This window comes from Dermabacter sp. p3-SID358 (genome assembly GCF_025147465.1).
Classification (GTDB): Bacteria; Actinomycetota; Actinomycetes; order Actinomycetales; family Dermabacteraceae; genus Dermabacter.
In genome coordinates this window covers 19,175-33,007 of the sequence record NZ_JALXOZ010000002.1, presented here as the reverse complement: position 1 = coordinate 33,007, position 13,833 = coordinate 19,175, and the positions used below count along the sequence as shown (strand labels likewise).

16 protein-coding genes are annotated in these 13,833 nt (G+C 63.9%); 13 read left to right on the top strand and 3 right to left on the bottom strand.

What is annotated here, in order from left to right:
- Positions 1-17 precede the first annotated feature (17 nt).
- From M3B90_RS01595 to trmD, 3 genes are read left to right on the top strand one after another with little or no spacing between them, the layout of a single operon-like run.
- Positions 18-950 (top strand): hypothetical protein, encoded by a 933-nt coding sequence (locus tag M3B90_RS01595; protein WP_259888312.1) that lies wholly within the window; start codon positions 18-20, stop codon positions 948-950.
- A complete protein-coding gene (rimM, locus tag M3B90_RS01590) occupies positions 931-1,509 on the top strand; it encodes a ribosome maturation factor RimM (protein WP_259888311.1) in 579 nt (192 codons plus the stop codon). Before M3B90_RS01595 ends, rimM begins: the two co-directional genes overlap by 20 nt.
- 6 nt (positions 1,510-1,515) lie before the next feature.
- Entirely contained in the window at positions 1,516-2,259 is a 744-nt protein-coding gene (gene trmD, locus M3B90_RS01585; protein ID WP_259888310.1) for a tRNA (guanosine(37)-N1)-methyltransferase TrmD, read from the top strand.
- A gap of 13 nt (positions 2,260-2,272) precedes the next feature.
- Here trmD and M3B90_RS01580 read toward each other — a convergent pair whose 3' ends face one another.
- On the bottom strand, positions 2,273-2,899 hold the full coding sequence (locus M3B90_RS01580) for a hypothetical protein (RefSeq protein WP_259888309.1): 627 nt from the start codon (positions 2,897-2,899) through the stop codon (positions 2,273-2,275).
- A 280-nt stretch (positions 2,900-3,179) separates the two neighbouring features.
- Between M3B90_RS01580 and rplS the strand changes: the two genes are divergently transcribed.
- From rplS to M3B90_RS01540, 8 genes are all read left to right on the top strand, one after another.
- Positions 3,180-3,530 carry a 50S ribosomal protein L19 gene (gene rplS / locus M3B90_RS01575; RefSeq protein WP_259888308.1) on the top strand — a complete coding sequence of 117 codons (351 nt, stop codon included), beginning with the start codon at positions 3,180-3,182 and terminating at the stop codon, positions 3,528-3,530.
- Between the two features lie 44 nt (positions 3,531-3,574).
- Positions 3,575-4,108: a signal peptidase I gene (lepB, locus tag M3B90_RS01570; protein ID WP_259888418.1), complete on the top strand. Its 534-nt coding sequence runs from the start codon at positions 3,575-3,577 to the stop codon at positions 4,106-4,108.
- A gap of 10 nt (positions 4,109-4,118) precedes the next feature.
- The gene (lepB, locus tag M3B90_RS01565) at positions 4,119-4,973 is read left to right on the top strand and encodes a signal peptidase I (RefSeq protein ID WP_259888307.1); all 855 of its coding nucleotides are present in this window, start codon (positions 4,119-4,121) and stop codon (positions 4,971-4,973) included.
- 5 nt (positions 4,974-4,978) lie between these two features.
- Positions 4,979-5,752, top strand: a complete 774-nt coding sequence (locus M3B90_RS01560; RefSeq protein ID WP_259888306.1) for a ribonuclease HII — start codon at positions 4,979-4,981, stop codon at positions 5,750-5,752.
- Positions 5,753-5,822: 70 nt separating this feature from the next.
- Positions 5,823-6,122: a DUF2469 domain-containing protein gene (locus M3B90_RS01555; protein ID WP_259888305.1), complete on the top strand. Its 300-nt coding sequence runs from the start codon at positions 5,823-5,825 to the stop codon at positions 6,120-6,122.
- A gap of 90 nt (positions 6,123-6,212) precedes the next feature.
- The gene (locus M3B90_RS01550) at positions 6,213-6,611 is read left to right on the top strand and encodes a YraN family protein (RefSeq protein ID WP_259888304.1); all 399 of its coding nucleotides are present in this window, start codon (positions 6,213-6,215) and stop codon (positions 6,609-6,611) included.
- Positions 6,608-8,149 carry a YifB family Mg chelatase-like AAA ATPase gene (locus M3B90_RS01545; RefSeq protein ID WP_259888303.1) on the top strand — a complete coding sequence of 514 codons (1,542 nt, stop codon included), beginning with the start codon at positions 6,608-6,610 and terminating at the stop codon, positions 8,147-8,149. The genes M3B90_RS01550 and M3B90_RS01545 overlap by 4 nt, the downstream gene beginning before the upstream one ends.
- Entirely contained in the window at positions 8,146-9,468 is a 1,323-nt protein-coding gene (locus M3B90_RS01540) for a DNA-processing protein DprA (RefSeq protein ID WP_259888302.1), read from the top strand. Before M3B90_RS01545 ends, M3B90_RS01540 begins: the two co-directional genes overlap by 4 nt.
- 49 nt (positions 9,469-9,517) lie before the next feature.
- Here M3B90_RS01540 and M3B90_RS01535 read toward each other — a convergent pair whose 3' ends face one another.
- A complete protein-coding gene (locus M3B90_RS01535; RefSeq protein WP_259888301.1) occupies positions 9,518-10,684 on the bottom strand; it encodes an FAD-dependent oxidoreductase in 1,167 nt (388 codons plus the stop codon).
- Between the two features lie 136 nt (positions 10,685-10,820).
- Between M3B90_RS01535 and M3B90_RS01530 the strand changes: the two genes are divergently transcribed.
- Positions 10,821-11,819, top strand: coding sequence for a tyrosine recombinase XerC (locus tag M3B90_RS01530; protein WP_259888300.1), 999 nt, complete (start codon positions 10,821-10,823; stop codon positions 11,817-11,819).
- A 61-nt stretch (positions 11,820-11,880) separates the two neighbouring features.
- Here M3B90_RS01530 and M3B90_RS01525 read toward each other — a convergent pair whose 3' ends face one another.
- Positions 11,881-12,516 carry a M23 family metallopeptidase gene (locus M3B90_RS01525; protein ID WP_259888299.1) on the bottom strand — a complete coding sequence of 212 codons (636 nt, stop codon included), beginning with the start codon at positions 12,514-12,516 and terminating at the stop codon, positions 11,881-11,883.
- Positions 12,517-12,894: 378 nt separating this feature from the next.
- On the opposite strand from M3B90_RS01525, the gene rpsB reads away from it, so the two are divergent.
- Positions 12,895-13,791, top strand: coding sequence for a 30S ribosomal protein S2 (gene rpsB, locus M3B90_RS01520; RefSeq protein ID WP_259888298.1), 897 nt, complete (start codon positions 12,895-12,897; stop codon positions 13,789-13,791).
- Positions 13,792-13,833 lie beyond the last annotated feature (42 nt).

The window sequence follows — 13,833 nt, the reverse complement described above, 5'->3', positions numbered from 1 at the left end:
TTTTCCTATTGACACCCGTGAGTGAGGATTTCATGACGTTCTCTCGCAACCTCCGCCCGCTCGCTGCCTTTGGCGCGGCGGTCCTTCTCGCATGCGGCGCCGCTGGCTGCGACGCTTTTGGTTCGAAGGGCGCTGAGACGCCAGGGGGCGAAAGCACCGTGAAGGTGACGAAAGTCGAGGCCAAGAAGCCTGACGTCGACCCCGCGACCGAGTACGCGTGCACCCAGTTCTTTGGCGATCCCGATTACGTGTCGCCCGCCTACTTCCAGGTGATCGGCATGGGGGCGAGCGCGCTCGAGATCGGTGGTACGAACGAGTACCTGTTCCAGAGCGCCGCCGAGGAGCTGCGCGGAACGTTCGACGAGTCCACCGAGGATGTTAAGGGTGCGGCCGGCAAGGTCGCCGACTGGATCGAAACTGAATCCGCGAAGGGGAAGGACGCCGATACCGAAGCCTTCAAGGGAGCGCTCGAGGGTCTCGCCTCGGCGTGTGCCCCGATGTCGGTCCACGCCACCTGGGCGAGCGGCGCCGGCGAGAAGGGGAAGAAGCCCGCGAAACTCGTGTGCGCCGAGCTCGCGACGAAACCGCAGCTTTTCACCGAATACCGCAACGGCAACGTGTTCACCTCGAATTCCTTCAAGGCCGTGGGCTTTTACGGGAAACACGTTCCCAAATCCGACCTTCCCAAGGTGCAGAACCTCAACGACCTCCTGCAAAACGAGATTGACAACGTTGATGACGAGGGCGTGAAGAACGCCCTGATCGAGGTGCAAAAACCGTTCCTTTCCGTGCTCGACGGCGACCGCGATTCGAGCGGTTCACGCAAGAAGCTCGATGGCTTCGGTGCGGCCTGTGAGGCCGCGGGCTACGAGGGCGCCGTGGATCTCCCCGCGGAGGATCCCGGCGAGAACCCTGAAGGAACCGAGGGCGGTGAGCTCGCCGGTGAGTGAAACGGTCACCGTCGTCGTGGGAACGATCGGTAAAGCCCACGGCCTCAAGGGCGAGGTGTCGCTCCTCGTGCGCACCGACATCCCCGAGGAGCGCCTCGTGAGGGGCGCCGAGTTCGACGTGGAGGGTGCCGAAGGCGGGCCTGCGCGCCTCACGCTCACCTCGACGCGTGTGCAGCAGGGGCGTTGGTACGCGAAGTTCGCCGAAGTGCAAGGCCGCACGGCTGCGGAAGGCCTTCGCGGCGCGGATCTCACGCTCGAACTCGACCGCGAGGAGGAGTTCGAGGAGGACCCCGATGCCTGGTATCCCGAGGAACTCAAGGGGCTTGAGGTGCGCACGGATGATGGTCGCGTTCTCGGCACCGTGATCGGGCTCGATCACTATCCGGCGCAGGATCTGCTCATCGTGCGTGCGAGCGATGCCCGCAAGGTTATGCTCCCGTTCGTGGAAGAACTCGTGCCCGAAGTCGATCTCGAGAACGGGGTTGTTCTCGCGGACCCGCCCGGTGGGCTCTTCGATCCCGAAAACGCGCTGAGCGAGCGCGACGGGACGGAAGGCTAGGTCTGCGTGCGCATCGACGTCATTACGATCTTCCCCGAGTATCTCGCCCCGCTCGAGCTTTCTCTCATCGGCAAGGCCCGCAAGGATGGGCTCGTGGACCTTCGCGTGCACAACCTGCGCGATTACACGCACGATCGCCACAACACGGTCGATGACACTCCCGTGGGCGGCGGTGCCGGCATGGTCATGAAGCCCGAGCCGTGGGCGGAAGCCTTCGCGGATGTGCTCGGCTCGGGGGAGAGGGAGTCCGACGGTGCCCTCACCTCACCGCTTGTGATTTTCCCAAATCCTGCAGGTGAACCGTTCACGCAGCGCGCCGCGGAAGAGCGCAGCGCGGAGCCGTGGCTCATCTTTGCGTGCGGCCGCTACGAGGGGATCGATGAGCGCGTATACGAATACCTCGCCGATCAGGGCGTGCGCGTGACGCTCAGTTCGCTCGGCGACTACGTGCTTAACGGGGGCGAGGTGGCGGTGCTCGCGATGACCGAGGCGATCGTAAGGCTCGTGCCGGGGGTTCTTGGCAACCCCGAATCGATCGTTGAGGAATCCCACACGAGCGGGCTCCTCGAGTACCCGCTCTACACGAAGCCCGCGAGCTGGACCTCACCCGACGGGGTGCAGCGTGACGTGCCCGAGGTGCTTTTGAGCGGCCACCACGCGCGTATCGAGAAGTGGCGGCGCGAGCGCTCCCTCGAGCGCACGGCCGAGCGGCGACCCGATCTCCTCGAGGGGCGCGAAACACTGGGGTGAGAGTAGAGGCGTCTTAGCTCTCTTCGGTTTTATCTGCCGGGTGCTTCATCTCCCCGAGATGCCGTGCAAGGCGGCGCGTCGTGAACGGCCAGTAGAAGGCCGTGAATGCGAGTGCGGCGAAGCCGAATGCGCATCCGATATCGAGGAAGATTCGGGGAGCAAAGCCTCCGGTCATGAAGGCGTGAATCGCGCACGTAACGGCCGCGATGACGGCGAGCACGCCAAGCCCGAGGAGAATGCGGTTGAGGGCCTTGAATTTTGCGCGGTGAGCCCTCGCAGCCTTCGCCGATTCGGGTGTGGAATCGACATGACCTTCTTCGACTGCCTCGAGAACGCCGTGGCGGCGCCCGCGAGGAACGAAGTGCACGACAAGGCCCGCTATCACGAGAGCGAGCGCGACGGCGAGCCCCACGATGGTTGCGAGCGCCGGATCGTCACCGGTCCACGGGAGAAAGGCGAGAGCCCAAAAAAGCGCGGCCGGCGCAAGAAGGACGAGAGCGAACGAGATGAGGTTCGAGAGATGCTCCTTCATCGAATGCTCGATAAAGGACCTGGCCTCCGCATGAGTGAGGCCGTCGCTCGTGACAGCCCTGTGCGATCCAGTGCGGCGCGCGCGAGTAGGGCCGTCGTTGTCGTTCACGGGAGGCTCCTTTCGTGCGAGCAACCTCGCATACGTCTTCGAGGTCATCTTATTGCGTGCCGCTTAGAGCGGTGGCAGAATGGATGACCGTGCGTGTTGCGTCGTGACCTGCCTCGGGGGGTTGCGACATGGGGCAACAGGGCAGATCCGTCGCCACTGGAATGGCGGCCAGAGGCCCGGCACACTTGAATGATTCACAGACGCCCTCGGCGGGCTTGGCTCGCCGCCAGGGGGTAAACCATTCGCCGTCCGACCCGGGGCGGGAGGCAGGAGAAAACTCATGCAGAAGTTCGATGAACTCGATGCGGCTCACCTCAAGAGTGACGTTCCCGATTTCCGTGCTGGCGACAACGTCAAGGTGCACGTCAAGGTTGTTGAAGGTAACCGCTCGCGTATCCAGGTGTTCCAGGGCTACGTCATCGCCCGCAAGGGTGGCGGCATCAAGGAAACCTTCCGCGTGCGCAAGGTCTCGTTCGGCGTTGGTGTCGAGCGTGTGTTCCCGGTTCACGCCCCGACGATCGACAAGATCGAGGTCGTGAGCCGCGGCGAGGTTCGCCGTGCAAAGCTCTACTACCTGCGTGGCCTTACTGGCAAGAAGGCACGCATCCGCGAGAAGCGCGAGCACTCCTGATTCGCGCGTTGTCGCCTCAATCTCAGACGCGGCGATCGCCCCTCGTGTGGGTGGTCGCCGCGTCTTTATGCCTTGTACTCGTCGCAGTGCTGGGCGTGAGGCACTTCGTTATGACGACCTACCACGTCCCGAGTGGGTCGATGGCGCCCACGTTGAAGGCAGGAGAGTACATTCTCGTCGATCGCACGAGTCGGGGTACCGCCGAACGCGGTACCGTCGTGGTCTTTGATGGTGAAGGCTACTTCGGTGGCTCGTCCCGCTACTGGGTTAAGCGTGTGATCGGTGTAGGTGGCGACCGCGTGCGCTGCTGTACGGATGACGGCAAGCTCGAGGTTAACGGTCATGCCCTCGATGAGCCCTATCTCCCACGTTCTCTCGCGCGTGCGAGCGCGGTGGACTTTGATGTCGCGATTCCACAGGGGCACATGTTTCTTCTTGGCGACAGTCGCGACAATTCCTCTGATTCACGCGATCACCTCGGCGATCCGGGCGGTGGCATGGTCCCCGTGACGCGCACGCAGGGGCGCGTGACGCGTGTCGTATGGCCCCTGACCGATGGGCGCGATATCTCCCACTAGACTGAAGCAGATGTCTGAGCTCGAGAACTCCGCCCCCGTGGCTCCCGAAGAGGGAAAACTATCGACCGCGCCTAGCGCCGTCGATTCCTCCGAGGACCCCGCGCCCCGCACTCCCGGAAGGATTCGTAGGCGGAGGAGCGGCGTTCTCGCCTCCGTCCTTGATTGGACGATCACCATCGTTGTCGCACTCCTCGTGGCAGTGCTCATTAAGACTTTCCTTGTTCAGCCGTTCTTTATTCCCTCTGCGTCGATGCACCCGACCCTCCTGGAAGAGGATAAGATCCTCGTCTCCAAGCTCCACCCGGGCGTTCTCGATCTCCACCGTGGCGACATCATCGTGTTCCAGGATCCCGGCGATTGGGTGGGTGGAAACGCTGATCGGCCGCTGACGGCTGGGCAGCAGATTTCTAAGGCCCTCAGCTATGTGGGCCTTGCACCCGACCCGACCGAGAACCACCTCGTGAAGCGTCTCATCGGCGTGGGAGGCGACCACATCGTGTGCAAGGAGCGCGGCGGCGCGATGACCGTCAATGGGGTCGAGCTTGACGAAACCTATATCGTCCCCGGCAATGGCGCGTGCCAGGTCTCGTTCGACGTCAAGGTTCCTCAGGGCAAATTGTGGGTGATGGGCGACAACCGCTTCAATAGCGCGGATTCGTCAGAGCACTACGCGCGCGGTGAGGATCCCTTTGTTGACGAATCGGAGGTCACGGGCAAGGCGATTTTGCTGTTCCTTCCGCTCGACCACTGGAGCACCCTCAACGGCGGTGAGAAGGTTTTCGAGAAAGTGAACAACGCCGAGAAAGCGGCAAGCGCCCGAGCGGTTCGGCCCGGCGCCCTCCCACAGCACGTGCTCGCCGCGTGAGCCGTATGCCGAGCCCCAGCGCGACCGTCGAGCGCGAACTTCGCCTCGCTACCGCGTTCTTTGAATCGCACCCCGATACCTCCTCGTGCGCGGTTATCGGGCTCGACGAGGTGGGGCGCGGAGCGCTAGCCGGCCCGGTTGCGGTGGGAGCATTCGCCCTGCGGTGTGAGCGTGGGGAAGGTGCGGTTCCGACGCCTGCTGAGCTTCCCTCGGGGCTCAAAGACTCCAAGCTCCTCAGCCCCAAGAGGCGCGAGGCCCTCTTTGCGGAACTTGCGGGTGAGGGCAGTTCAATTTCGTTTCCGCTCGGCCCGATTTCGCAGTGTGGAAGCGAGGGATGCCCGGCAGCCGTCGGAACCGCGCGCGCTACGGAAATTGACGAACACGGGATTTCACGAGCCCTCACTCTCGCGGCTGTACGCGCACTCGAGGCTACCTACGATGCGCTCGACGTGCCGCTCGCCGGTGTCATTCTTGACGGAAACCTCGACTACCTGACGCGCGGGCTCTCCGCGCCTCTCGGGTGCCCTCTCGAGGTTGTCATCAAAGCCGATCAGACGTGCGCTTCTGTTGCGGCCGCGAGCGTCCTTGCCAAGGTTGCGCGCGATCGGCACATGATCGAGCTCGATGCCGAAGTCCCCGGATACGGGTGGGCGGGCAACAAGGGCTATGGTTCCAAGGCTCATCGGGAGGCAATCGTGCGGCTCGGGATCCACGCTGAGCATCGCGCGAGCTGGAACCTTGTGCCTGCCGAGCAGCAAGCACTCGACCTGCCGCTGTAATCTTGAGATTCGCGAAAGCCACGCGCCTTCGCATGGGAATGAAAGCTTGGGACGAGAGGGAGAGAGCAACATGAACGTGCATGATCTCGACGCCTACGAGGCCGACATGGAGCTCCAGCTCTATCGCGAGTACCGCGACGTCGTGGGCACATACGCGTACCGCATTGAGACTGAGCGCCGCCTCTACCTCGCCAATCAAGTGGACGTCCAGGTTCAGCACGCGGCAGGCGAAGTGTTTTACGAACTTCACCTCGCAGATGCCTGGGTGTGGGACGTGCACCGAACCTCGAGGTTCGTGCGCTCCGTTCGCGTGCTCACGTTCAAAGACGTCAACGTCGAAGAGCTCGAAAAGCCCGCGTTCGACCTTTAGGCGGCGTCTTGCGCTCCACAGCGGGGGCGCCCTCCACAATCCGCCGTGTGGCCCCTGACATCGGTGCGGAGATTCGGCATCGTGTGAGTCATGACGATCACGACAGAGGTCGACACCCGCGGTGCCGACACGCTCCCCACAAAGAAATTAGGCGATCTCGGCGAGGAGATCGCCGCCGATATCCTCGCGCGAACGGGTTACGACATCCTTGAGCGAAACTTCCGTACTCGCCACGGTGAAATCGATATCGTCGCGCTCGATGGCGACACGCTCGTATTTGTCGAGGTCAAAACGAGGCGAAGCCTCGTGATGGGGTCGGCCCTGGGAGCGGTCGATGCGCGCAAGATCCGCAAGCTCCGCACAATGATCGGCGCGTACTTTCTCGAGCGCAGCCCCCGTCACTCAGCCGTGCGGCTTGACGCTTTCGGTGTCTTTGTGATGCCTGGAGGTCACGTCGAAGTCACGCACCTCAAGGCGGTCGGGGCGTGAGCGTCGCGCGTGTGCTCGGCATGAGCCTCTGGGGTCTCGAAGGCCGAATTGTCGAGGTCGAATGCGAGATGAGTCGCGGGCTTCCCGCGTTCGTGATTGTGGGGCTTCCCGATTCGTCAACACTTCAATCGCGAGAACGCGTGAAGAGCGCTTGTGCCAACGCGGGGCATCCCGTCAGTGAAAAGAAAGTCACCGTGAACCTCTCGCCCGCGTGGATGAAAAAGAGCGGTTCGGGGTTTGATCTGCCCATCGCTGTTGCGACCCTTGCCGCAAAAGGCGTGTTTCCGCAGGGGGTCCTCGAGAATACTCTTTTCGTGGCTGAGCTCGCGCTTGACGGGAGCCTTAGGCCAGTTCCGGGAGTCCTTCCGGCCGTGCTCGCTGCCGCGAAAAATGGAGTGCGCAGGGTTGTGGTGGCAGCGGCCAACGCCGATGAAGCGCGGCTCGTTCCGGACATCGAAGTACGCTCGGCGCGACACCTGAGCGAGGTGATCATCAGTCTCGGCGGAAAAGCAGAGTGCTCTGTGGGAAGCCTCGGCGATATGGAGGAGTCAGGGCAAAGAGCTGAACCTGAAGGCGACACGCATGAACGCCCGGATTTCCTCGATGTCAAGGGCCAAAAACTCGGCCGGGAGGCCGCGGAGATTGCCGCAGCTGGGGGACACCACATGCTTCTCCTCGGCCCGCCCGGTGCGGGCAAAAGCATGATCGCCTCGCGACTTCCGAGCATTCTCCCACCGCTCGCACCAGAACGAGCGCTTGAGTTGAGCGCCCTATCCTCGATCGCGGGAGAATTCGATGCCACTCGCGGTCTCGTGAGAGAGGCGCCATTCATCGCGCCTCATCACACGTCGAGCGTCGCTTCCATCATTGGCGGCGGGAGTAATCTCGCGAGTCCTGGCGCCGTGTCGCGCGCCCACGGCGGAGTGCTGTTTTTCGATGAGGCTCCCGAATTCGCGCCGAAGGTTCTCGAGTCCTTGCGCGAGGTCCTTGAAACAGGGGAGGTCTCCCTCCATCGCACCCGCGGGGTTGCGACCTACCCTGCCGCGTTTCAGCTGGTGCTTGCTGCGAACCCGTGTCCGTGCGGAAATGCCGATGCGCGCGGTGATCGGTGTCGCTGCTCGTCGCTTCAGCGGCGCCGCTACATGGCGCGGCTTTCCGGCCCGATAGTCGACCGCATTGATTTGCGGATTTCGCTGCCTCCCGTGCGTTCGCTCGGCGGTGTAGCGCGAGAGGAGTCGAGTGAAGAGATCCGCGAGCGGGTATGTGCCGCTCGCGAGGCCCAAAAACGAAGACTCGACGGCACCGGCTACTTCGTGAACGCCCAGATGAGCGGGAGATTCCTCGATAGGGAGATGTCCCTTGAGCGAAGCGATGAGGCGATCTTGGTACGCGCTGTTGAACGGGGGCGCCTCACGATGAGGGGGCGAGATCGCGTACGGCGCGTCGCGTGGACCCTTGCCGACCTTGAGGGTGTGCCTCGCCCCACGAGTACACACGTCGCGACCGCACTCGAGCTTCGCGGGGAGGATGCCTCATGAATACCCCTCACGTAAGGGAGCGGCGTGGAGAGCAGACGCCTCGCTTCTTCTGGGAGCCGTGCGCGGTTCCCGCTAGCGGCGTGGAAGCCGAGGCTGATCGGCACGCGCGAGCCACCTGGAGCGCTCTTGCCGAATCAACCGATGCTGCCGCTCGGTATCTGTGGCTTGCGCGAGGACCGATTGAAGCGTTGAGCATTGCCCTCGAGGGCTCGATTCGCGAAATCGCCTCGGTGCTCGAGGAAGCGGCGTGCGATCCGGAAGCCGAGATGCTCCATGTCACGGCTGCGCACGAATCAATGCGAATTCGAAACGCGCGTCATGCCGCCGAGCGTGCCAAGGCGGCATGGACCGAACGGGTCGAAGAGGCACGCAACGTTCTTGACCGATCGATGTCCAGCGGCATCGAGCTTGTGCGCCCGGGGGAGCCCGGATGGCCAGCGGGATTCTCTGCGCTAGGGATCAATGCGCCCTTTGCCCTGTGGCACGCGGGTAGTCGACGCACGCCGAGTGAGGGGAAGGCCGTTGCGCTCGTGGGCGCGCGCGGCGCGACTCGCTATGGCACGAGCGTTGCCCGGGATTTCGCAGCGGCGCTCGCGGAGCGTGGTGTGCGAGTGGTCTCCGGCGGTGCGCTGGGGATCGACGCCGCCGCTCACTCGGGAGCACTCGAAGCCCGTAGTGTGCACGAGGGAGGCGGCGGAACCGCCGCGTTTCTTGCGGGCGGGTTAGATGACTATTACCCCCGCGCAAACGCCGGGCTTCTCGCGCGCGTGCGCGGCGAAGGAGGGCTCTATTCCGAGGCGCCCATCGGGGCACGGCCAACCAGGTGGCGTTTTCTCTCGCGTAATCGACTCATCGCCGCGGCAAGCGACGCGACGATTGTCGTCGAGGCCGCGTGGCGCTCTGGAGCGCTTTCCACCGCTGCGCACGCCGATGCCCTTTCCCTTCCCGTGGGTGCGGTTCCCGGGCCCGTAACCTCGTCGGAAAGCAGCGGCTGCCACCGGCTCATTGCCGAGCGAGGAGCGCAGCTCATCTCGCGGGTCGAGGACATCGAGATGATGATTGCGGGAGTGGCGGGAGGCGTGGAAACCGTCGGCCTCGAAAGCCCTGCCGAGAGCACGGGAGCCCTCCCGCTTGATGTTGAGCTCCTCGGCCCTCTCGACCGCCTCGTCTTTGACGGGATCCCGCGTTTTTCTGCAATCGGGGTGCGGGAGCTTGCCACACAGTGTGCTCTCGATCGTGAACAGGTGCGCTCGAGTCTCGCGCGCATCGAGCTTCTCGGGCTCGCGCACGTCTCACGAGGGAGGGCGCGCCGAAACTAAAGGGAAGCGTCGGCAGGCTCGCCTTGAGGCGAAAGAGTCAGCAAGAGACCTACGCGTGTGTCGTAGGTGGGGTCCATCTGGTCGTTGCCATGACCTGACCGGCGAGCAGCCGATCCGGCATGATGCGCAAGAGTTCATTGCGGAGGGAGGCTAGTGCGGGCCCGCCCATATGAGCGACGCGGCCGATCCGGCGAGAGGTGCGCGCAATGGCGCTTGCGCGAGCGCGGCGAAGTCTGTCGTACCTCACGAGTACTGTTTCGAGAGACTGTGCCGCACGCGGCGTGCTCACGATGCTCCGCAAAAGCACGGCCAACGTCGCGGCATCTTCGAGACCTTGGCACGCTCCCTGCCCAAGGTTCGGTGTCATCGCGTGCGCGGCATCGCCAATGAGTACGGTGCGCCCACGCGCGAACGAACAAAGCTCCGCGGCGAGTTCGACGATCGGGAGGTACTGAATCGTGTTTTCGCCGCTCGCGTGGATGACCTCGGGAATGGGGGAGTGCCAGCGATCGAAAAGGCGATGCAACTCCTCGAGGTTGTTGTGCCCGCGTCGGGGTTCATGCGTCGTGTGGACGCCGAACCAATAGACGCGCCCGTCGTAGAGAGGCGCCACCCCGAAGCGTGCTCTCGTTCCCCACGTTTCCGCGCCTACAGCGTCAAGCTCAAAGGGAGCTTCGGTGAGGCCCCTCCACGCGGCATATCCCGCATACCGCGTGCCCGGGTCCTCGGGCCATGCTCGACGTACGGCGCTTGTGAGACCGTCGGCGCCCACGACGAGGTCGAAGGTTTCACTTTGCACGTGGCCCTCACGATCGAGGAGCGTGAGGGTGCCGGTCCGCGGAGCGGCCCGCTCTACGCGTGTTCCCGTGCGAATGAGGTCGCGAGGTAACGCAGAGGCAAGGAGCATGTGGAGTTCGTCGCGGGCGATCACGAGAGACTGAGCGGTGACCTCAGTAGGAAAACGCATGAGCCACGTGCCCCGAGGACTGCGCTGTCCGCCTTGAAGCGGTCCCTGTTGGCGCTGACGTTCACGAAAAGGCTCACCGATTCCGAGGGAATCGAGCGCAGCCAGGGCATTGGGTGCGAGCGTAATCCCTGACCCGCCGATGCGCACCATAGGAGATTTTTCATATACCGTGACATCAAGGCCCTCGCGATGTAGAGCTGCGGCGAGAGCGAGCCCGCTAATCCCGGCACCCACGATCGCCACTTTCATGCGGACTCCTTTCAAAGCCTCTTGAGAACTCAAGGCGAGCATAGCGGGAGCCCGGGTGTGGCGCGATCTCGCGGTCTGTGCATGACCCCTCGAGGCAAGTCCCGTGCGCTCGGGCGCCGCGTGCCACACTGGAGGCATGACCTCACGAACGGACAAGCGCTCACCCCGCAGTACTCGCACGCTTGTCGTTGCCGAGGGGGACGAGAAGATTCTCGAACGCTACGAGCGGCACCTCCGCTATGAGCGTGCGCGCAGCGAGCACACCATCCGCGCCTACCTTTCCGATGCGATTTCGCTTCTCGAGTTCACCTTCCAAGAGCGCTCGGGGGAGTGGAACGGCGCGCGCGACCTCTCGATCCACGACCTTCGTGCGTGGCTTGCCGCAAGAGCTGACGCCGGGCACAGCCCCACGACTCTCGCACGCGCCGCAGCAGCCGCTCGCACCTTTACTGCCTGGATGTGCGATGCGGGACTCGTGGAGCTCGACCCCGGCAGGCGCCTGCGCGCTCCGAAGCGGGCTCGCGCCCTGCCCCACGTGGTCAGTGCGGATCAGGCGCGCGGGATCCTCGACGAGGCAGAACGCGTTTCGCGCGAGGAAAGCGTCGGACCGAACGGAGACCATCAAACCGACCCACTTCGCGTGCGTGACGCGGCCATTTTGGAGGTGCTGTATTCCTCTGGCCTGCGGGTGTCCGAACTGTGCGCGCTCGATCTCGCGAGCGTGGATCGTGTGAACCGCACGCTGCGCGTGATCGGCAAGGGCAACAAAGAAAGGGTCGTGCCGCTCGGAGCTCCCGCACTTGAAGCGATCGATCGGTGGGAACGTGCCGCGAGAGGGGACCTCGTGCGCGATGAACGCGAGGCGCTTTTTCTTGGCGCGCGCGGGGGCCGTATCAACGATCGTGCCGTGCGCACCGTGGTCGACCGCGCGGCGCGTGAAGGGGGCCTCGAGGGGCACATATCCCCGCACACGTGGCGGCACAGCGCCGCGACCCACCTCATGGAGGGCGGCGCTGACCTGCGCAGTGTCCAGGACCTGCTTGGACACTCCTCGCTCCAAACGACACAGATCTACACGCACGTTTCTGCTGAACGTCTCAAGGAAGCCGTGAAGCAGGCTCATCCCCGGGCGTGATGGGGCCATTACCGCCGTAGAGTTACGTCAATCCGACCTGAGGGGGAAGAGGGGGGCGCGCTCATTGTCGGGGGAGAAGTACGCTCGGCCCCTGGCCTTCGAGAAGCGGCAGTGGGTCGAGGTAGTCCTTGCCGCGCTTGGCCCCAAGGTGCACGCAGCCAGCGTCACAGTGCGCGTGTTCCGACAGTTGCTCAATCACGCCGATGGCCTGTCCTTTATGTACCGCGTCCCCCTTTGCGATCGAGGCGATAACCGGCTCGTAGGTCGAGGTGAGTCCGTTGCCGTGAAGGATCGCCACCACGGGCTTGCCCGCAACCTTCCCAGCGAAGGTCACAGTGCCACTCTCCACCGCGCTCACCTCGAAAGTGCCTCCCGCGATATCGATGCCGCGGTGGCCCGGCCCATACCTGTGCACGGGCGCTTCGAAAAAGCGAACAACGTCGTGCTCCGGGCCTAAGGGCCAGGCCCATATGCCCTCGCTTCCGCTCGAATCATGAGCCGGCTGAGGTGTGGGTGAGGTGGGTGTGACGAGAGTGCGCACCGCGCGGCGCGCGTGGTCCACGATCGCGATGAGACGCTCGTGCGAGAGATTTTCATCGCCCTCGCCGTGGGCGGGGGCGAGGGTGAAAAAGCCTGTGCCGATGAGAAGCGCGAAGATGACGAGAATGCGGGCGCCGAGCCGGGTGGAGATATGCATGGCTTAAGCTCACCGCGACCGAGCGCGGCTGGGAAGGCATCCCCGCGGTTTGTGGAAGAAGTAGAGGGGTGTGGCACGAGGCGCGGGCTCGCTCACACGTCCCCTCAGTTTCGTGCGCGAATCAGGTTCGCTGTACTAGAGTTGCCGTAGCACTCGCATGCGCGGGTGACTTCGCGCGCCCACCCACGCGCGTGTGCCATCGTTCCGCGTCGCTCCCATGAGCGAAGTGGCGGCACAAACGCAGGGCGCTAGGGCGAGCCGGCAACCGTCGGCCCGTAATAAACGAGAACAGGCTTTGCGCAACAACCCCACCGAACCCGCGCCACTCGAGCGTGAGCGAGGTGGGCGAGCCCAGAGCCCAGAAAGGTAGTTACGACCATGGCAGTTGTGACACTCCGCCAGCTCCTCGAGAGCGGCGTCCACTTCGGTCACCAGACCCGCCGTTGGAACCCGAAGATGAAGCGCTTCATCCTCACCGAACGCAACGGCATCTACATCATCGACCTTCAGCAGTCGCTCACCTACATCGACCAGGCCTACGACTTCGTCAAGGAGACCGTTGCCCACGGTGGCACGATCCTCTTCGTTGGCACGAAGAAGCAGGCCCAGGAGTCGATCCAGGAGCAGGCCACCCGCGTGGGCATGCCCTACGTGAACCAGCGCTGGCTCGGCGGCATGCTGACCAACCTTCAGACCGTCTCCGGCCGCGTTGACCGCCTCAAGGAGCTCGAGCAGATCGACTTCGAGGATGTCGCAGGTTCGCAGTGGACCAAGAAGGAACTTCTCATGATGCGCCGTGAGAAGGAGAAGCTCGAAAAGACCCTCGGCGGCATCCGCGACATGAGCAAGGCTCCCTCGGCCGTGTGGATCGTGGACACCAAGAAGGAGCACCTCGCCGTCGACGAGGCGACCAAGCTCGGCATCCCGATCGTTGCAATCCTCGACACGAACGCGGACCCGGACGAGGTTCAGTACCCGATCCCGGGTAACGACGATGCGATCCGCGCCGTGACACTCCTGACCCGCGTGGTGGCCGATGCCGCTGCCGCAGGTCTCCAGGAGCGCCACGCGAAGCAGACCCAGGGCGAAAAGAACGTTTCGGCCGTCGACGCCGAGCCGCTCGCCGAGTGGGAACAGGAACTGCTTAAGCAGTCCGAGGTCCAGCAGCAGGAGGCCGATAAGGCCGAGGGCACGACCGAGGCCAAGGCCGAGGAGAGCGCCGAGACCCCCGCTGCCGAGGACAAGGCTGCCGATGCAGCCTCCGAAGAAGCCTGATTTTTCGACTATCACCTGTTCGCTCCCACAACCATTTAGAGG